This window comes from Blautia sp. HCP3S3_H10_2 (genome assembly GCF_052122375.1).
GTDB lineage: Bacteria > Bacillota > Clostridia > Lachnospirales > Lachnospiraceae > Blautia_A.
The window spans coordinates 378,425-398,466 of the sequence record NZ_JBQKCL010000001.1 but is presented as its reverse complement, the minus strand read 5'-3'; the positions used below and the strand labels follow the sequence as shown (position 1 = coordinate 398,466).

Annotated in this window: 15 protein-coding genes and 3 pseudogenes; 3 read left to right on the top strand and 15 right to left on the bottom strand. The window is 45.7% G+C overall.

Annotated features, from left to right (window positions below):
• Positions 1-90 precede the first annotated feature (90 nt).
• Together ACTQWB_RS01875 and ACTQWB_RS01870 are read right to left on the bottom strand one after the other, a co-directional pair.
• Positions 91-633: a Uma2 family endonuclease gene (locus ACTQWB_RS01875; RefSeq protein ID WP_368357442.1), complete on the bottom strand. Its 543-nt coding sequence runs from the start codon at positions 631-633 to the stop codon at positions 91-93.
• Positions 634-741: 108 nt separating this feature from the next.
• Positions 742-2,259 (bottom strand): ASKHA domain-containing protein, encoded by a 1,518-nt coding sequence (locus tag ACTQWB_RS01870; RefSeq protein WP_441500069.1) that lies wholly within the window; start codon positions 2,257-2,259, stop codon positions 742-744.
• Positions 2,260-2,848: 589 nt separating this feature from the next.
• Between ACTQWB_RS01870 and ACTQWB_RS01865 the strand changes: the two genes are divergently transcribed.
• On the top strand, positions 2,849-3,250 hold the full coding sequence (locus ACTQWB_RS01865) for a helix-turn-helix domain-containing protein (protein WP_373130931.1): 402 nt from the start codon (positions 2,849-2,851) through the stop codon (positions 3,248-3,250).
• 221 nt (positions 3,251-3,471) lie between these two features.
• Here ACTQWB_RS01865 and leuS read toward each other — a convergent pair whose 3' ends face one another.
• From leuS to ftsE, 4 genes are all read right to left on the bottom strand, one after another.
• The gene (leuS, locus tag ACTQWB_RS01860) at positions 3,472-5,874 is read right to left on the bottom strand and encodes a leucine--tRNA ligase (RefSeq protein WP_441500068.1); all 2,403 of its coding nucleotides are present in this window, start codon (positions 5,872-5,874) and stop codon (positions 3,472-3,474) included.
• A gap of 74 nt (positions 5,875-5,948) precedes the next feature.
• The gene (locus tag ACTQWB_RS01855; RefSeq protein ID WP_441500067.1) at positions 5,949-7,133 is read right to left on the bottom strand and encodes a S41 family peptidase; all 1,185 of its coding nucleotides are present in this window, start codon (positions 7,131-7,133) and stop codon (positions 5,949-5,951) included.
• A gap of 162 nt (positions 7,134-7,295) precedes the next feature.
• A complete protein-coding gene (gene ftsX, locus ACTQWB_RS01850) occupies positions 7,296-8,204 on the bottom strand; it encodes a permease-like cell division protein FtsX (RefSeq protein ID WP_441500066.1) in 909 nt (302 codons plus the stop codon).
• A complete protein-coding gene (gene ftsE / locus ACTQWB_RS01845; protein WP_441500065.1) occupies positions 8,194-8,877 on the bottom strand; it encodes a cell division ATP-binding protein FtsE in 684 nt (227 codons plus the stop codon). The genes ftsX and ftsE overlap by 11 nt, the downstream gene beginning before the upstream one ends.
• Positions 8,878-8,952: 75 nt before the next feature.
• Here ftsE and ACTQWB_RS01840 point away from each other — a divergent pair.
• A pseudogene (locus ACTQWB_RS01840) lies at positions 8,953-9,126 on the top strand (hypothetical protein); the annotation flags it as partial.
• On the opposite strand, the pseudogene ACTQWB_RS01835 reads toward ACTQWB_RS01840, so the two are convergent.
• Positions 9,124-9,180: pseudogene (locus ACTQWB_RS01835) on the bottom strand (hypothetical protein); the annotation flags it as partial. The pseudogenes ACTQWB_RS01840 and ACTQWB_RS01835 overlap by 3 nt on opposite strands.
• 15 nt (positions 9,181-9,195) lie before the next feature.
• On the opposite strand from ACTQWB_RS01835, the gene ACTQWB_RS01830 reads away from it, so the two are divergent.
• Entirely contained in the window at positions 9,196-9,246 is a 51-nt protein-coding gene (locus ACTQWB_RS01830) for a hypothetical protein (RefSeq protein ID WP_441500107.1), read from the top strand.
• Positions 9,247-9,307: 61 nt separating this feature from the next.
• Here the strand turns inward: ACTQWB_RS01830 and ACTQWB_RS01825 are convergent, their stop codons facing one another.
• The 8 genes and pseudogenes from ACTQWB_RS01825 to trpB form a co-directional block, all read right to left on the bottom strand.
• Positions 9,308-10,396 (bottom strand): PucR family transcriptional regulator, encoded by a 1,089-nt coding sequence (locus ACTQWB_RS01825; RefSeq protein ID WP_441500064.1) that lies wholly within the window; start codon positions 10,394-10,396, stop codon positions 9,308-9,310.
• Positions 10,397-10,761: 365 nt separating this feature from the next.
• On the bottom strand, positions 10,762-11,631 hold the full coding sequence (locus ACTQWB_RS01820; protein WP_441500063.1) for a YitT family protein: 870 nt from the start codon (positions 11,629-11,631) through the stop codon (positions 10,762-10,764).
• Positions 11,632-11,670: 39 nt separating this feature from the next.
• Positions 11,671-13,791: a cobaltochelatase CobT-related protein gene (locus tag ACTQWB_RS01815; protein WP_441500062.1), complete on the bottom strand. Its 2,121-nt coding sequence runs from the start codon at positions 13,789-13,791 to the stop codon at positions 11,671-11,673.
• Positions 13,781-14,701, bottom strand: a complete 921-nt coding sequence (locus tag ACTQWB_RS01810) for an AAA family ATPase (RefSeq protein WP_441500061.1) — start codon at positions 14,699-14,701, stop codon at positions 13,781-13,783. The genes ACTQWB_RS01815 and ACTQWB_RS01810 overlap by 11 nt, the downstream gene beginning before the upstream one ends.
• Positions 14,702-14,797: 96 nt before the next feature.
• A complete protein-coding gene (locus ACTQWB_RS01805) occupies positions 14,798-16,912 on the bottom strand; it encodes a glutamine synthetase III family protein (protein ID WP_441500060.1) in 2,115 nt (704 codons plus the stop codon).
• A 121-nt stretch (positions 16,913-17,033) separates the two neighbouring features.
• Positions 17,034-17,927 carry a diacylglycerol/lipid kinase family protein gene (locus tag ACTQWB_RS01800; RefSeq protein WP_441500059.1) on the bottom strand — a complete coding sequence of 298 codons (894 nt, stop codon included), beginning with the start codon at positions 17,925-17,927 and terminating at the stop codon, positions 17,034-17,036.
• 136 nt (positions 17,928-18,063) lie between these two features.
• A complete protein-coding gene (trpA, locus tag ACTQWB_RS01795) occupies positions 18,064-18,843 on the bottom strand; it encodes a tryptophan synthase subunit alpha (RefSeq protein ID WP_441500058.1) in 780 nt (259 codons plus the stop codon).
• Positions 18,836-20,020 (bottom strand): annotated as a pseudogene (trpB, locus tag ACTQWB_RS01790) (tryptophan synthase subunit beta). The gene trpA and the pseudogene trpB overlap by 8 nt, the downstream one beginning before the upstream one ends.
• Positions 20,021-20,042: the final 22 nt, after the last annotated feature.

Here is a 20,042-nt window from a genome sequence, read left to right as displayed (position 1 = left end):
ATTTAGATAATTTTTACATTTTTCTCATTATTGCTGTACGAATTGCAAAAAGGGCAAGCTGCAAAACAGGCCTGCCCTTACATGCATTTTCTAAATATCCAGTTTACTAAAATCAATCACCAGGTTCTCATAAATTCCTGCTTTTACCGAATCCTGCAGTGTGTATTGTTCCGTATCTCCTTTTTCAAAATTATATACAAATATCTGATTCTTAGCCGCATCTATGATCCAGTATTCTCTTACACCTGCTGTTCTGTATTTAAAAAGCTTCGTATAATAGTCCATTCGTTTACTTGCAGGAGAAACAATCTCAATAATCCAGTCTGGTGCACCATTGCAGCCTTGATCATCCAGTTTATCCGGGTCGCAAATCACTGAAATGTCTGGCTCTACATAAGTACTAGTCGTGTCATCCAGATATACTGCAAATGGAGCAGCATAGACTTCGCATTTCCCCTTATGGGAACGGATGTACTCAAGAATTCTGGCTGACAGTTCCATGGATATTTTCTGGTGTGTTCTGTTAGGTGGTGCCATATAGTATATATGTCCATCAATAAGCTCCGCTCTCTCCCCTTCTGGAAGAGCATATATATCATCTATTGTATAAACTTTTTCTTCGAGTAATGGCATGTAATCACTCCTTTTCGATGATTTCTATTACTTCTAAGTATATCGAAAGAACTTCTTCAAATCAACCATTTGAAAATGAATTTTCATTGATATAAATCAAAAAGCAGTTTATAACTTTATATCTTTCTGCCGTTCTTTTAGTTTCTCCATAACCGTAGGATACCGCTTATAATCTGTATGGGGCAAAGCCTGGGCTGCTACCATTAATTCCAGGAAATCCTCCACTTCGGCGAACTGAATATAAACCATTTCTTCCAGGATCTGGTCGATGTAAGTGAGGAGACTTCGGTTTAAAAGAAGCTTCTGGGCTCCTTCCAGTGAGGAGTTTCCAGCGTTAATAATGTGGTCGCGGTCCATATCGGGGTACATGCCGATGGTGATGGCGGATTCTTTGGATACATGTTTGCCAAAGGCTCCTGCCACGTAGAAGCGGTCAGCCTGGTTTAAGTCAAGACCGGATTCACGGAGCATGATTTCTACCATGGTGTGAGCGGCGGATTTGGTGCGGATAAATTCGTCGATGTCCTTCTGGTAGAAGTACAGACCGGGGGCATATTCTACGCAGAGCTGGTTGTCTCTCTCCTGAATGAGAGGGCTTTTTTCCGGGGAAAACTTGCCGCGGATGTCGATCCAGCCCTCCAGAAAAAGCTCTGCGATCAGGTCTATAATGCCGGAACCGCAGATTCCCTGAGGCGCAGAATTTCCAATTACATGCACAAAGATGTTTCCATCCCTTATCTTCACTTCATCTACTGCCCCTATGTCCGCCCGCATTCCAGTACGCACCACGCCTCCCTCCAGCGCTGGTCCTGCTGCGCCTGCGCCGCATAGAAGAAATTCTTTATTTCCAATCACCAGCTCGCCGTTGGTTCCGATATCGAAGAAAACACTGATCTCGTTTTTCTTGTATAATTCAGTGTCAATCATGCCGCTGATAATATCGCCACCAAGGTAGTTTGACTTGGCAGGGTAACAATAAACGTAGCCTTTCAGCGGAATGTCCAGATCGCGCGCCAGCTGGAAGCCGGGGCGATCGGCATGGACTGCGTGTGGGGTATAAAAGACGCAGAAAGCGTCCATTCCAAGAAGGAAGTGAATCATAGTGGTGTTGCCCGCGATTACCATGGAGAGCGCGGAGTGGCTTGCATCCAGCTTATCCAAACATTCACATATGGATTCCACCGTAGCCCGCCGCACTTCTTCCAGCTTTTCCCTATTATCTTTACAGTAAAAAATTCTGGACAGAATATCTGTCCCCCACTGGATCTGCTTATTAAAGCAGCTGACTTCCTTCAAAATCTCTCCACTGTTGCAGTCCAGAAGTCTCGCCACCACAGTGGTACTTCCCAGATCCACCGCCAGCCCATAATGCTGCGCGGTGGTATCTCCTTCCTCAATCTCCACCATTTCCCATTTATCCCCATTCCAGGCAATGGAAACCGTTATTTTCCACTTTGCGTTGTCCAGCAAGGGGTATAACTCCCGCAAAATGTGGACAGGTATATGAACCCGCTCTTCCACACCTGCCGCCGCCAGACTATCCAGGATCCGCTGCTGGTCTGAGCGGGGATCGTCTTCTGTTGGGAGGGGGAGTTCGAGATATCGTTTTTGGCTGAGTCCGTTCATCGTTTTTCAGCTCCTTATTTTTTTACTCATTTTTCAACCTATGAAGAATTTATGGTTATTTTAACCGCAGGTATTTTACTTGTTTCTATTCTGGAATTCGCCATACATAAGAAATAGCCGTCCTAACCCTCGGAAAGTTGCGGAACGGCTATCTCAATAGTCAACGCCCAATATACCAGGATCAGGTAGAGAGCATCTACCTTCCAACTGTTCTGGTGAGTATATTATATCTATTCTATACTATATTGTCAATTAAGTTTTTAAATTTAATATATTTTCCTGAGCAGCTGGGGGACGTGCTCTCACCCGTCCGAGTTTTTACGGAAGGGGGTGATTATTATGTCAACATACGAAGAATTTATGGTTATTTTAACCGCAGGTATTTTACTTGTATCAATTCTGGAGTTTGCCATACATAAGAAATAGCCGTCCTGAGCCCGCAAAGTTCGAGGACGACTATTCATAAGTCCATTACCGCACTAGCAGGAGCGGGTAGAGAGCATCTACCTTCCAGCTGTTCTGGTGAGTATATTATATCTATTCTATATGATTTTGTCAATCAATAATAGAAAATGGAGGGATTTTTATCATGACTTTTGGAAAAAGACTTATGCAGCTACGTAAAGAACATGGTTATCGCAATCGCGACACTTTCGCGGCTGAACTTGGCATTCCTGCCAACACTTTGCGCAATTACGAAATGGACATTCGGGAACCAGGCTTTCCATTCCTTATAAAGATGTCGCAGCTTTTTCATGTCTCTACAGATTACCTGTTAGGGTTAACAGAAGAAAGAGCGACTACAGCTGTCGATGTTCAATCCATCTCCGAACAGCAGCTTATCGAGAAATATCGTCTTCTCGACTGCACTGGAAAAGAACTTGTAGATTACACAATTGCCATTGAATTAAAGCGAACCACCTTATTGGAAAATCAAAAAAACCGCATTCTCCATTATGAGCAAGCGTTTAATTTCTTAAAACAGTCATAATCGTTTTATGCATTTTCTATATACTTCTATAGCCAGCAGTGGACTATCTCTGCATTTTCTCTGGCTATAATTTTCCAAGTGTGCCGTCAGTCTTCATATTATCTGACCACTGATCTTCTTTTATAAGATAGTCTTTTATTCTTTTATTTGAAGATAACTGCTGTAATTCAAAAAACTCCCCACCGATCATTCAGTGGGGAGTTTCTCAATTCCAGTAATCTTTATTTCGCAACAAAGTTCACGATCTTATTCGGTACATAAATCTCTTTTACAAGAGTCTTGCCTTCCAGGAAGGAAGCTACTCTCTCGTCCTTCTTCGCCAGCTCAAGAGCTTCCTCTTTCGCACAGCCATTCGGGATGACGATGGTTCCACGTACTTTACCATTAACCTGTACACCGATCTCTACAGAAGCCTCTACGGTCTTGCTCTCCTCATATTCCGGCCACTGGGAAAGGGAAAGTAAGCCTTCTCCGCCGATGAACTCCCAGATTTCCTCGCAAAGGTGAGGTGCAAATGGGCAGAGAAGCTTGATGAAGATTACAAGGTCATCCTTACTGATCTTGCCAACAGCATAGATCTCGTTAATGAGAGTCATCAGGCAGGCAATTGCAGTATTAAACTTCATAGCCTCGATATCAGCGGATACTTTCTTGATTGCCTTATGGATCTTAACCTCCATATTCTTATCTGCCGGCTCTTCTGTCATAATGTCGGTAAGTCCTGCAACTCTCTCAAGGAAACGCTTGCAGCCTCTTACGGAGCTGTCATTCCACGGAGCAGCTGCGCCATAGTCACCCATAAACAGAACGTAGGTACGAAGTGCATCTGCGCCATACTCATTTACAATATCCAGCGGGTCAACAACGTTACCCTTGGATTTACTCATCTTATCACCGTCTGAACCAAGGATCATACCCTGTGCAGAACGTTTCGCATATGGCTCCGGAGTATTTACGATACCCATGTCATACAGGAAATGATGCCAGAATCTGGAGTAGATCATATGTCTGGTTACATGCTCCATACCGCCATTGTACCAGTCAACCGGCATCCAGTATTCCATCTTCTTGCGGTCTGCAAGAGCTTCTGTATTATGTGGATCCACGTAACGGAGGAAATACCAGGAAGATCCAGCCCACTGAGGCATGGTATCTGTCTCTCTCTTAGCATCTCCGCCACATTTCGGGCATTTACAGTTAACAAAGGAATCAATCTTCGCCAGTGGTGACTGTCCGTCCTCACCTGGCTGGAAGTCTTTGATCTTCGGCAGACGAAGCGGAAGCTCCTCATATGGAACTGCTACGTCACCGCACTTCGGACAATGAACGATCGGGATTGGCTCGCCCCAGTATCTCTGGCGGTTAAATGCCCAGTCTTTCATCTTGTACTGGACACCAGCTTTACCAATGCCTTTCTTCTCAAGTTCCTCAAGCATGCGCTTGATGGAATCTTTCTTATTTGTATAGCCGTTCAGGAAATCGGAGTTGATCATCTCGCCGTCGCCTGTGTAGGCTTCTTTCTCGATGTCGCCGCCCTTGATAACCTGGATAATGTCAATGCCAAACTTCTTCGCGAAGTCATAGTCTCTCTGGTCATGTGCAGGTACTGCCATGATCGCGCCAGTACCATATCCCATCATTACATAGTCTGCAATGTAGATCGGGATCTTCTTGCCGTTTACAGGGTTCACGCCCTCAAGGCCCTGGATGCATACACCAGTTTTCTCTTTTACAAGCTGGGTTCTCTCGAACTCAGTCTTCTTCGCACACTCATCACGGTAAGCCTTGATCTCGTCCATGTTGGTGATGCGGTCAGCATATTTGTCGATCAGCGGATGCTCTGGTGCGATAACCATGAAGGTAACACCGAACAGGGTATCTGGTCTGGTGGTGTAGATCTGCAGAGTCTCGTCGATTCCGTCAACTGTGAAGTTTACGAAAGCACCTGTGGATTTACCGATCCAGTTTACCTGCTGCTGTTTGATATTTGCCGGATAGTCAACGTCGTTGAGTCCCTCAAGAAGCTTGTCTGCGTACTGGGTGATTCTTAAGTACCAAACGTCCTTGGACTTCTGGATAACATCGCTGTGGCAGATGTCGCATTTACCGCCCTGGCTGTCCTCATTGGAAAGGACTACTTTACAGGATGGACAGTAGTTAACCAGTGTCTTATCACGGAAAACAAGTCCGTTCTCGAACATTTTCAGGAAAATCCACTGGGTCCATTTATAAAAATCCTCCTGTGTGGTATCGATCACACGGCTCCAGTCAAAGGAGAATCCAACGCTCTTCAGCTGGTTTGTGAATTTCGCAATGTTCTGGTCTGTGATCTCACGAGGATGTGTATTTGTCTTGATCGCATAATTCTCAGTAGGAAGTCCGAACGCATCGAATCCGATTGGGAACAGTACATTGTATCCCTGCATTCTTCTCTTTCTGGAAAGTACCTCAATACTGGAATATGCCTTAATATGACCTACGTGCATTCCGGCACCGCTTGGGTATGGGAACTCTACAAGGCCATAGAATTTCGGTTTATCACTTCCGTCAACAGCTTTAAATGCCTGCTGCTCTTCCCATTTTTTCTGCCATTTCGGCTCGATCTTCTTAAAATTGTGTTTCATTATGGTTCCTCCATAAAATTTGTACCTATCTTACAAAAATCCTTTTACCATTCTAATCCAACAAAGTAGTTTTGTCAACGAGAAACCGCCTGTATTGCAGTCTGAAGCTGATTGTCTTCCTCATGGGTAATTTCGGACTTGTTCAAGAGACTGGCATCCAGTTTCACTTCCACATCCGGAGTGATTCCTACCTTATGAATGTTGTTGCCCTTCGGGGTGTAATATCTGGCTGTAGTCAGCTTCACGGCACTTCCATCGGAAAGCTTCTGAAGGCTCTGGACGATTCCCTTTCCATAAGTGGTAGTTCCCACAATGGTTCCGATTCCATAATCCTTCACCGCCCCGGCAAAGATTTCCGAAGCGCTGGCACTGTTTTCATTTACCAGCACGGCAAACGGGATGTCGATCGGCGTATCACCGTCACACTTCATCTCCTGTTTTTCCCCATATTTGTCCTCTGTATACACGATCAGTCCCTCTGGCAAAATCTGCCGAAGCACGTCACACACCGAAGAAAGCACGCCGCCTGGATTATCGCGGAGATCCACGATCAGCTTCTCCATTCCTTTTGCCTGCAGATCCTTGTAGGCATCCGCAAACTGCTGGGGCGTCACCATAGTAAATTCTGTAATCTTCAGATAGCCAATGGAATCCTCCAGCATTTCATAGGAAACTGTCGGCAGCTCCACATCACTTATGGTCACTGTAATTTCTTCCGGTTCGTCCTGCTCCTGATGGTAAACAGTGAGAACAGAAGTCCCATCCTCTTTTTCCCGGATCATTTTGGAAACCTGGGAAGGTGTCATGTCTGTCACATCAGTTCCATCCACAGCTGTGATCACATCATTCTTTTTCACCCCGGCAACATCTGCGGGGCCGCCCTCGTAACACTCCACTACCAGAATACCCCCTTCTGTATTCTGGGTGATACTCACCCCGATTCCGGAATAGGACCCTTCTGTATCCCTTGTCTCTTCCTCATATTCCTCTTCTGTATAATATCGGGAATAAGGATCTCCAAGGCCATAGAGAAGACCTGTGTAAAGTCCTTCCTTCAGAGAATTTTCGTCTGCTTCATCCAGGTAATTCTGGTCGATTATATTTTCCAGGTAACTGATTTTCTGGGTGACGGCCACGTCAGACAGCACACTGCTGCCAGCCCGGCCCGCCTTCTGCAAGCCCACATATCCGCCGCCCAGCACCAGGGATGCACAGACCACGCCAGTTATTGCTCCTTTTAAAAATTGTTTATCTGCCATTTATCTGCTCCTCATTATTTACTGCTTCTCTTTATACAAAAGAGCTGCCAGATTTCTCCGGCAGCCCCATATTTTATCATAAATAACCTTCCTGTATTTGGATTTTCCAAATACACTCTCAGGTGGAACGCGAATAACCGTTTTTATTGTAAAACAGAATTCTCACACCTTCAAGTGTTTTCTTGTGGTAATAAAGCTTCCCACAAGACCGATTCCAATTCCCAGAGCCAGTGCTACCGGAACCAGTGTCTGATAGATCTCTCCAACCGGAATGAAATCCACAACGCCCATAAGCACGCTGAATTTGGTATATACATAGGTTACCACATTGTTATAGCAAAAATACAAAACGATCAACGGAATTCCGGCTCCTATCAGACCAAGGATCATACCCTCCAGAAGGAACGGTGCGCGGACAAATCCATCTGTAGCACCAATATATTTCATAATTCCGATCTCGTCCTTACGGACTGTAATACCCACTGAAATGGTATTGCTGATCAGAAATACTGCGATCAGAAGCAAAATAATGATCACTGCAACTGATACATAAGAAACAATACGGTTGATAGAGCCCAGTGTCTTGGCTGCCTGCTCGGACATATTTACCTCACGGACATTGTCCAGAGTCTTAATATATGCAACCAGCTCTGACTGTTTCTCGATATTGTTCAGATATACACGGTAGTTGGAAGAATTGGCCAGCGGGTTATCGTCCTTGAATCCGTCTGCCGCCTCAGCGTCATCACCGAAGTACTCCTTCTTCATCTTTTCCCATGCTTCGTCGGCTGATTCAAACTCGATCTTGGCAACCTCCGGACGCTGCTTGATCAGCTCGCCCACTGCATCCATCTGCTCCTGTGTGGTGCCTTCATTAAAAAGTACAGTGATCGGCACATCTTCCTCAACCTTGTGTGCCAGTGTGTTTACATTATTTACAATAGAATAAAAAATTCCGAAAAGAAAAATACATGCTGCCATCGTGATAACAGAAGCTACGGAAAACATGAAATTTCTTTTAATATTCTTGATACCCTGCTTCAGAGTATACCAGATGGTACTAGGCCTCATAATATTCTCCTTCTTTCTCGTCGCTGATGATCACTCCATTGTGCATGGTCAGTACACGCTTCTTCATGGAATTGACGATCTCTTTGTTATGGGTTACGACCAGAACGGTGGTTCCACGCTCATTGATCTCCTCCAGAAGCTTCATGATCTCCTCAGAGGTCTTCGGGTCCAGGTTACCGGTAGGCTCATCTGCCAGAAGGATATCCGGGCGGTTCACAATGGCTCTGGCAAGGGCCACTCTCTGCTGCTCTCCACCGGAAAGCTCATCAGGAAATGCCTTATATTTTCCAGCCAGTCCTACTTCCTGAAGTACCTCCGGCACTCTCTTGCGGATCACACGGGTAGGTCTGTTTACCACACGCTGGGCAAAAGCTACGTTCTCATATACATTTCTGTCCTTCAGAAGACGGAAATCCTGGAATACAACTCCAAGCTTACGGCGGTATTTCGCTACACGGCGGTGCTTCATGCCCTCAAGCTTCTCTCCGCTTACGATAATTTTACCTGATGTGGAATCCAGTTCTTTCAGCAGCAGTTTGATCAGGGTGGATTTACCTGAACCACTATTTCCTACTATAAATACGAATTCGCCTTTATCTACATGGAGATTGGCGTGATTCACTGCCGGCAGTCCTGGTCCATAGGACTTGCTTACATCTATCAGATCAATCATGGTATCCTCCTTGTTTTCATGGAAAAACTGCCTGGCGGCAGTTCACTTAACTTTTATGTAACATTATTGTAATATATGTCTATAGAAAATGCAACTGGTTTTTTCTTTGGTTTTTCTGCCAACGATTGCATTATACCCTGTTTTATATGGAAATCAATATATCTTCTCCTTTTTCACAAAATGTTTAGATTTAGAGCGTGCCCCCAAAAGGCTTTCTGCAAGATGTGCGCCACAATTTGTGGGAGATTTTGTCCGATTGAGGGAGGCGTAGCGGGCTACGCCGACTGAAAGAGGGCAAAATATACCGCAAAGTGGGGCGTGCAGATTGCAGGAATGATTTTGGGGGCACGCTCTAGAGGGATTACATAAAAATGCCTGCCGCAAAAAACGACAGGCACATAACTTACGAATATCGAATTGACAGTTTAAATCAATATTCCAGCGTCTCCATATACTTCATATATCTGACAACCATCAGTGCGATCTTGAATGTAATCGCATCCTCAAATACACGAAGGTCAAGTCCGGTGCTCTTCTGGAGCTTATCCAGACGGTATACAAGAGTATTACGGTGAATATAAAGCTGTCTGGAGGTCTCGGACACATTCAGGCTGTTCTCAAAGAACTTGTCGATGGTAACCAGTGTCTCCTCATCGAAATCATCCGGAGATTTGCCACCGAAGATCTCCTTAATGAACACCTTACACAGCGGAATCGGAAGCTGATAGATCAGACGGCCAATTCCAAGGGAACTGTAGGCGATCACATCCTTCTCCGGTGAGAAGATCTTACCTACATCAAGAGCCATTCTGGCTTCCTTGTAAGAACGGGAAACCTCCTTCAGCTCGCTTACGATGGTTCCGTATGCGATATGTGTATGATTCTCTCTCTCAAAGCCTAAGGTATCAAGGACTGTCTGGGCAAGCTTGTCCATCTCTTCGTATCCTTCATTCTCCTCCAGCTCTTTGACAATGATGATGCTCTTCTCATCAACTGCGGTGATGAAGTCCTTGCTCTTACCGCTGAAAAGACTCTTCACGCTCTCCATGGAGCTGTGCTCTCTCTCCTGCTCAAGCTCCAGGATCATGACCACACGACGTACGTCTGCTTCGATGTGAAGCTTCTTCGCACGGTTATAAATATCTACCAGGAGCAGGTTATCAAGAAGCAGGTTCTTAATGAAGCTGTCCTTGTCAAAACGCTCCTTATAAGCTACGATCAGGCTCTGGATCTGGAAAGCTGCAAGCTTACCGACCATATAAGTATCCTCATCTTCTCCGTGGGCAACCAGAATGTATTCCAGCTGGTAATCGTCACAGACCTTGAAATACTGGTAACCTTTCACAAGCTGGCTGGCAGCCTGGGATTCCACAAATGCCTGAACATCCTGTGGCTGAATCTCAAAATCGCTGTAGGTGGACGCCAGTGTCTTGCCATCTGTGTCAATTATGCAAAACTCCGTCCTGGATATCTCCTTGAGCCCCTCAAGTGTATTCTGCAGTACCTGATTTGATATCATTACCCTTCCATCCCTTCTTGTAAAATTATATGTGTGCCGGATTCCGGCATGAATGGCTGCCTGCTATGTGCACAAAAATCGCTCTCTGTAATCTGTAAAAGTGCACAAAACCATAGGCTAGCATAGGAAAATCTACTGATTCAAAAAATCCATGACACTATTTTAATACAAAATCACCAAAAAGAAAAGAGGAAAGTAGAAATTTTTTACAAAACTCCGGTTGTTTTTTTCTGATATTTTTATATCCTACCATTTTTTGCACTTTATTTTGCACTTTTTTCTCTGCTTAAGCAGGATTTTGAGACGAAATTTGTGTAAATTTTCCTGGCAGATTCCAAAACCTGTTTGGAGAGGGCTTTTCCAAATTACTTCCTCTCTATAAACCCTTCTCCAAGAACTTCTCTTACATCAGACACGATCACAAACGCATCCGGGTCGATATCATCCACCAGCTCTTTTAAGACTACGATTTCTTTGCGTCCTACCACACAATAAAGCAGCAGCTTATCCTGATCTGAGTACATGCCTTTTCCATGGATTCCGGTCACACCACGGTCCAGCTTCTCCATGATCTCACTGGAAATCTCCTGGGGCTTGCTGGTAATGATGTAGGCCTGCTTGGAAAATTTCAGACCTTCGATCATGCTGTCTGATACTTTTGTCACAAGGAAAACGGCAATGATGGCATACAATGCCTTCTGCACACCGAATACGTACATACCTACCAGTACAATAGCACCGTCAATAAACTGCATGATCTGGGCAATGGAGTAATGACGGAGCTTTCTCTGGAGAAGTGCTGCCATCATGTCGGTACCGCCTGTGGTTCCTCTTCCCAGAAACACAAGGCCGATTCCAACGCCCTGGATCACACCACCATAGACAGCGGCCAGTAAAAGGTCATTGCCTGCTATGTCAAAAGCTGGCAGGACAGCCAGCCAGAAGGAGAGACAGACTTCTCCCACCAGTGCCTTTTTCACAAACTGAAATCCCCCGATTTTCATTCCAATCAGAAAAAGGGGAATATTCAGGCTTAAGTTGGTGATCCACAGTGGAATCCCTCCTGGTACTACTCCTTCAGTCCACTCTTTTACCAGAATGGCGATACCGGAGAAACCTCCGGTTACCATGCCAGACATATCGAAAACACTGTTTACCGCAGTCGCCATAAGCGCTGTCCCCACAATGATCATCAGATAGTCCAGATATATGGCTTTTTTGTTATTCTGAAACATGGGATACCTCCTTTTTTGGTATTTTTCAAACACGCTCTATCACTCGTCATCCTCCAGCTGCTTCGTCAGATACCTTCCCACGATCTTGGAAAATCCGGTGATGTTCCGGATATAGGCAAAATCCTTTCCAAAAATTTTCTTCTCTGTCGCCAGGTCTTTCTCTTCTCCTGCAAAGACACCAAGTACGCTTACCCCCTGGCTGCGCAGCTTACGGATCTGGGCGGCCGTATCTGTAATGGCATATTTCCCATGATAGGGTGCAGGATTCTTTGCATTTGGCCGGTTCACAATTACGTCATAAGGCCGTCCATCGCTTAAAATGATCAGGATTTTCTTTTCTTCTTCCCGTTTCAGAAGTCCATATCCTGCCGCCCGGATAGCAAGTCCATCCCGGTTATTGGAGGATGTCACATAATTAAAAATGTTTTCATTCGCCGTTCGGGGATCATCATATTCCCGGAAACGGTGAAGAATGGTGTAATCCCAGAATGTGCAGTAGCTCATTACCCTGTGTGGAAGTCCAACATTGCTTAAAGCTTCGCTGATTATATAAGCCTGCAGCGCCACTTCTCCCTGACGGCTCATCTGGGAACCGCTGGCATCGATCAGTACATCCACCACAAAATCCGAGGAATCGCCCTTCAATTCCCGTTTAAAGATCCGTGCCTCACTGCTTCTGCCCAGACGCCATAACCTTGAGGGCACAATAATCCCACGGTCAGAAAGGATTTCCTGGCTCTCACTTTTGATGATCAGCGATTTCTTCAACATATCCGTAAGAAGGGCTATATTCCGTTTCACGATCCGGTGTTTATCATGATAAAGCCAGATATTCTTATTTTTCAACCTTTTCGCATATTCATACTGGTAATTTCGTTTTACTGGATTTTTCAGGATTCCCTCTGTGAAATACAGGCTGCAGTCGCTGTGAATGTCCCGGCACATCAGCTGGTTCATCCGCTTTTCTTCCGTCTCATTCAGATAGGTTTTACCGAAATTCAGTTCCACATATGTGTGGGCTTTTTCCAGTGCCTCAGGCGGAAGTACTGTGATCTTCTGCTTCGTCTGGCGTTCCTCTTCCATCTCCTTTGTGACGTCCGCGTTTTCCATCCCTGCCACATTGGAGGTCAGCTGCTCCATATAGCTTTCCAGGGCGTCCTCATACATTTCTTCTGAAAGATAATCCTGCCAGTCGAACTCTGTCAGATCTTCCATGGTGACTGCAAGTACCTGCTCTAGCGTCACCTTTTTTCCGAAATCCGGATCTGCCACTTCATTATATATGGTATCAATGATGCGGATCAGGGACATGGTGTCCTGCACATTTGCTGCGCCGGATATCAAGTTAATATAGTGATAAATTCCGTTATATTTTTCTCGGACATCATCTGTTATTGATTCTTTTGTTATTGTTTTTTCTATTTTCGTTTTCTCTGTTGCAGTTTTTTCTTTTAATGTTTCTTCTATTATTGTTTCTTCTGTTACCGCTTCTTCTATTATCGCTTCTTCTATTACCGCTTCTTCTGTTACTGTTTTTATCTTTCCATCTGCAATGCTTTCCGTACTTACAACTTGTTTTTTCTGTTTCTTTTCCTGTCCCCGGTCAATTCTCCGGCGGAGCAGATTCACCCGCAGATACCCGAGACGATCTGCTGCCGACGGCATCACTTCATATTCCTGATCCAGAATGTCTTCGCAGGCTTTTCTCTGCATGTCCCAGATTCCAGGACGCAGTTCACAGATTCTCTCGCCAATGGCTTCCTCAATGCAAAGCTGGGACACGAAGGTCAGAGATGCCTCATCTGCACCCATGAAAATCTTTTTCACCAGGTACATTCCCAGAAACTCCTTGTCGAAAAACTTCGCCAGAGCCCCCTGCTTAATTCCATCGTACAAAGCAATATTCTTCGATCTGAGAAATAAGGAAACATCTGGCTTCATCTGCTGGGTGTAATCTCCACTGATGGTCCACAGAAGATTGCGGATTCGGTTTTCCAGCTCCAGCTGGTAATCCAAAATCCCAGGCTCTTCACTGTCCCCTCTTCTTGCCAGCGCCTCCTCGGCATCCTCTTTATCTATTTGTTTCGCAGAAAGCTTCACATTTGTGTCCCCTGACGCTTCCAGAGAATGTCTCACAGTTCCCGTTTTTTCATTCGCCATAAACATCTTCCCGTGTCCATCCCTGCGGAATCCTGGTACGCACCACATCCTCCACGATTTCTTTCTCAAACACATCAAATGTCTTGTTCACAATTCCCATCTGTACTGCCTGCCATGGGGAAAGTCCTGTCCGCACGATCTTCATGGCAGCCAGCAGTCCACGGAGATCCAGTGGCTTGGTAGAGATCTCGCTGTTCATGGATTTCTGCTGCAGATCCAGGAACACACCGATGAACTGCTCCACTGCCTCTTTTTTCGCGTCCGGGAACATCCGGTTAAAAATAAATCCCAGAGTCTCTTCATTCTGGGCTGGCATATCGATTACTAGGAAACGGGAGACAAGGGCTTCATTCAGCTCTTTGGTTCCTGCATATCCGTAGTTCATCGTGCCGATAAATCTGGCTGCCGGATGAAGGTCAATCTTATCATATCCTGGCACATCAATGGAACGGCGGTAATCCAATGTGGCATGAAGCACGGAAACTGCATCATTTTTCGCCATATTGATCTCATCCAGGATTCCGAAGCCTCCTTCCTGGGCACACTGGTAAATACTGCCTTTACGCAGCTTCACCTGATTGTCCACAAAGGTATCGGTACCGATCAGATCCCCACTGTTTGTATTTACATGAAAAGATACATTATACACCGGTCTACCGAAAATATAGGCCAGATTCTCAGCCAGTACATTTTTTCCTGTGGCCTTAGGGCCTGCCAGAAGCAGATTTTCCCCTTCCAGTACGGCCGCCATGGCCATCTCCAAAGTCTCTTTCCCATAAAACGGAAGAGACGGCTTCATCAGACGGTGCTTCGCTTCCTCTGATACGCCATATTCCTTTCGAAAGTCTTCTGCTGCCTTAATAAGCTGGCTGCTTACGCCTTGTTCTTCTAAGAACTTAAATTCATTCATGAAAACTTACCACTCCTGTTTCTTATGTTAATTTTCCCTTATCACTTTACTCCTTTAACAGAAAAGAGGACTGCGGCTGCAGTCCTCCCAATTTATTTACGGCTCAATTACCAGATCTCCATAGGATGGCATCGGCCACATTTCTTTATCTACCAGCATTTCCAGTTCATCCACCGGCTCTCTTAATTTCTCCATTGCCGGAACTAATTTCTCTCTGCAGAACACTGCTCTGTCACGTCCTTCCGGATGATCCTCTACCTGGCTTACCAGCTTGCTCAGCTTGTTCATGGCACTGTTCACTTCCTTGAGAAGCTTGCTTGCTTTCTTCAGAAGATCCATCTGTACACTTACATCAATTGGTCCCACAGCTTTTACCTGATTGATGGACTTTGCCAGAACCGTGGTATATTTGATAACTGCAGGAATGATCTGCTTGGTAGCCATGTCGATCATTGTTTTTGCTTCAATATTGATTGCTTTCGCATAGATCTCATACTGGATCTCCGCTCTGGATTCCAGCTCTGTCTTCGTAAATACGCCAAACTCACCAAACAGCTGTACAGCTTTGTCTGTGGTGAGTGCCGGGATTGCATCAACCATAGACGGAAGGATTGGAAGACCACGGCGGCGTGCCTCTTTCTCCCACTCCGGTGCATAGCCGTTACCGTTAAATACGATTCTCTGATGCTCAGTCGCATATTTCTTGATCAGGTCATGAACTGCCAGGTCAAAGTCCTCTGCTTTCTCCAGAATGTCGCAGGCTTCCTTAAATGCCTCTGCTGTGATGGTATTCAGCACCACGTTGCATGCGGAAATGGAATCCTTGGAGCCAACCATACGGAATTCGAATTTGTTACCGGTAAATGCAAAAGGTGAGGTACGGTTACGGTCTGTGGCATCCTTCATAAAATCCGGAAGGGTCTTAACACCAGTCGCCAGCTTCTCCCCAGTCTTACTTCTGGTAGCTGTACCAGTGCTGATCAGCTGCTCCAGTACATCCTCCAGCTGCTCACCAAGAAATACGGAAATAACAGCAGGCGGAGCCTCATGACCGCCCAGACGCTGGTCATTTCCCACATCTGCAGCAGACTCACGAAGAAGATCTGCATGCTTGTCAACTGCTTTCAGGATACAGGTGAGTACCAGAAGGAACTGTACGTTCTCATGCGGTGTCTTGCCTGGCTCCAGAAGATTGATTCCGTCATCTGTGGTAAGAGACCAGTTATTATGCTTACCAGAACCATTCAGCCCTGCAAATGGCTTCTCATGAAGCAGGCAGCGCATGCCATGACGGCTTGCTACTTTCTTAAGGATACGCATCATGATCTGGTTATGGTCTGCTGCAATATTCACAGGTGCATAGATCGGCGCAAGCTCATGCTGTGCCGGTGCCACCTCATTATGCTGTGTCTTGGCTGTCACGCCCAGCTTCCAGCACTCTTCATTTACTTCTTTCATATATGCGGAAACTCTCTGACGGATGGTTCCGAAATAATGGTCATCCATCTCCTGTCCCTTAGGCGGCATTGCGCCAAAAAGGGTACGGCCTGTATAAACCAGATCCTTTCTCTGCATATATTTCTCTTTATCAACGAGGAAATACTCCTGCTCAGCGCCTACAGATGGGGTCACATGCTTAGAGGTAGTATTGCCAAAAAGTCTGAGAAGCCGTAATGCCTGTATATTGATGGCTTCCATGGAACGGAGAAGAGGTGTCTTCTGATCCAGTGCCTCTCCTGTATAGGAGCAGAAAGCAGTCGGGATACATAAGGTTCCGCCTGCTGCATCATGGCGTACAAAAGCCGGTGAGGTACAATCCCATGTGGTATAGCCTCTGGCCTCAAAGGTAGCGCGAAGTCCGCCAGACGGGAAAGAAGATGCGTCCGGCTCACCTTTGATCAGCTCTTTACCGGAAAAGCTCTGCAGAACCTTTCCATTCTCCATAGGTGCGGTGATAAATGCGTCATGTTTCTCTGCGGTCACGCCTGTAAGGGGCTGGAACCAGTGGCTGTAATGGGTAGCACCCTTCTCAATGGCCCATTCCTTCATCTCATGGGCAACCACATCCGCAACCTCCATGGAGAGCTCTTTGCCCTCTTCGATGGTTTTCTTCAGTTCCTTGTAAACTTTCTTCGGCAGACGTTCCTGCATGACAGAATCATTGAATACATCACATCCGAATAATTCCTTCACATTAACATAATCTCCCATTGTTCCTCTCCTCTCATCCATCTTACAGCCAGGACAAAGATCTTCCTTCAAAAACCCTGCGCTGGCAGTAATTCATCATCACACATTGCTGGTTATTGCTGGTTTTTTGCTGGTTTTTACTCTACTTCGTACTCTTCAGATACAGGTTCAGGGCCTGCTGCAGGTTCTCAATCTCCACAATCTTCGGGCTTCCGCCATACTCTCCATCCAGAGTCCATGCAACCTCTTCCTCTGCCTCTACAGAAAGCTTCCTTGCCTTGAAAGAATAAATCAGGTCGGAATTGTCCTCCATACTTACAAGATTGCGGATGATCTCCTGCATTTCTATAGGATTCTTCGGCTGCACGATCAATGTCACTTCAAAAAGACCGTCATTCATATCCACATCCTTGGTCAGATTCTTAAATCCACCAACAGATCTGGAATTGGTAACCATACCGTAAATAAAGTTATCCTCGATCACGCCGCTCTCTGTGGTTACTTTCAGATGGTAAGCTTTGATATCAAGAAGTCTCTTGGCTCCTTCCAGCACATAGGCCAGATGTCCCAGGATATTCTTCTGATCCTGACTGGTCTCATAGGAAACATCTGTGAAAAGACCAAATGCAGCCACATAGGCAAATGTCTGATGGTTAAATTTGCCAATGTCACAGCGGTAGATCTGCTCTTCCATAATGTTTGAAGCTGCATCCAGCATATTCTTAGGCATAAAAAGGCTGTTAGCAAAGTCATTAGTGCTTCCTGCAGGTATGTATCCAACCGGAACATGACTTCCTACCTCTGTAATACCGGTCACCACCTCGTCCAGTGTACCGTCGCCGCCGCTGCACACGATCAGATCTACGTGATCTGCATATTTCTTCACCTGCTCATATGCATCCCTTGGAGCCTGGGTCGCACGGATGATCACTTCATAACCGCCTTTATTAAAGATATCTACTATATCCATCAGGGATGTTTTGATCTTGCCTTTTCCTGCTTTGGGATTAAAAATAAATACCAGTTTTTTCTCCAACTTCATTCCTCTTTTTCATTACCTTTATTTTACACATAAAAATTAATTCACATATGATACTATAAAAAAAAGAGGGCAAATTGTCAACGCTTTTGCCCTCTTTTATAGTCTTTTTAGAATTAAATCATTTTCTCCTTTAAGCGTTATTTACAGCTTCCTTCATGGATTTTACATACTCTTTCACATACGGCACGCAGTTTTCCCCATGGGCTGCGCACAGCTTCACGATAGCAGAGCCAACGATTGCGCCATCCGACTGGGCTGCCATTTTCTTCGCCTGCTCAGGAGTGGAAATTCCGAAGCCGACCGCACATGGAATATCTTTCGCTTCTTTTACCAGCTTCACCATAGCTCCGATATCGGTTGTGATCTGGGTTCTGGTTCCCGTTACACCAAGAGATGACACGCAATATACAAATCCATTTGCCTCCTTTGCAATCTGCGCGATTCTCTCATGTGAGGTTGGTGCGATCAGGGAGATCAGATCAAGTCCATACTGCTTACACACCACATCGAACTCTTCTTTTTCTTCAAAAGGCACATCCGGCAGGATCAGTCCATCCATTCCCACTTCTGCTGCCTTCTTGATAAAACGCTCTGTTCCATAGGAAAAAACAACGTTGGCATAGGTCATAAATACCATTGGGATTTTTGTTTTCTCACGAATTTTCACTACCATGTCAAACACCTTATCTGTAGTCACACCGCCGCTTAAGGCACGCACATTGGCTGCCTGGATCACAGGGCCTTCGGCGGTAGGATCGGAAAACGGAATTCCCAGCTCGATCAGGTCTGCCCCTGCCTCCTCCATGGCATAGACAAGCTGTTCCGTGATGGCAAGAGACGGATCTCCGCAGGTGATAAACGGGATAAATGCCTTTCCTTTTGCAAATACTTCTGAAATTCTGTTACTCATGAAGATCCTCCCCTCTGTATCTTGCGATTGCCGCACAGTCCTTGTCCCCGCGGCCAGAAATCGTGATCACTACGCACTGGTCTTTGCCCATCTTTGGAACGATTTTTTTCGCATAGGCAACTGCATGGGCACTTTCGATAGCTGGAATGATTCCCTCTGTCCTGGAAAGATATTCAAAAGCTTCCACCGCTTCTTCGTCGGTGACTGGTACATACTGAGCACGGCCAATGTCGTACAGGTGTGCATGCTCCGGTCCGATTCCAGGGTAATCCAGACCTGCGGAAATAGAATAAACCGGTGCGATCTATCCATACTCATCCTGGCAGAAATAGGATTTCATGCCATGGAAAATACCAAGCTTTCCTGTAGCAATGGTTGCAGCTGTCTCTGCAGTATTGACGCCTCTTCCGGCTGCCTCACAACCTATCAACTGTACCTCTTTGTCTTCTATAAAATGGTAAAAAGTTCCGATGGCGTTAGAGCCGCCGCCTACACAGGCAAGCACAGCATCTGGAAGCTTTCCCTCTTTTTCCAGCATCTGCTCTTTGATTTCTTTGGAAATAACTGCCTGGAAATCACGTACGATCGTTGGGAAAGGATGAGGTCCCATAACAGAGCCCAGCACGTAATGGGTGTCTGCAATGCGGTTTGTCCATTCACGCATGGTCTCGGATACTGCATCCTTCAAAGTGGCAGTTCCTGAGGTTACCGGATGAACCTTTGCCCCCAGAAGACACATTTTATATACGTTCAGAGCCTGGCGCTCGGTGTCTTCTTTTCCCATGAAAACCTCGCATTCCATTCCCATAAGGGCTGCCGCTGTAGCCGTTGCCACGCCGTGCTGGCCCGCTCCTGTTTCTGCGATCACACGGGTTTTGCCCATTTTCTTGGCAAGAAGCACCTGTCCTAATACGTTGTTGATCTTGTGAGCTCCGGTGTGGTTCAGGTCTTCTCTTTTTAGGTATACCTTGGCGCCGCCCAGATCTTCTGTCATATGAGCTGCATAGTACAAGCGTGAAGGCCGTCCTGCATATTCATTTAAAAGCTCTGTCAGTTCCCGGTTAAATTCTGGGTCATTTTTATAATGGTTGTAGGCCTCTTCCAGCTCGATTACTGCGTTCATCAGTGTTTCCGGAATGTACTGGCCGCCATGGATTCCAAATCTTCCTTTTGACATGGTGGGGTGTTCCTTTCTGCTA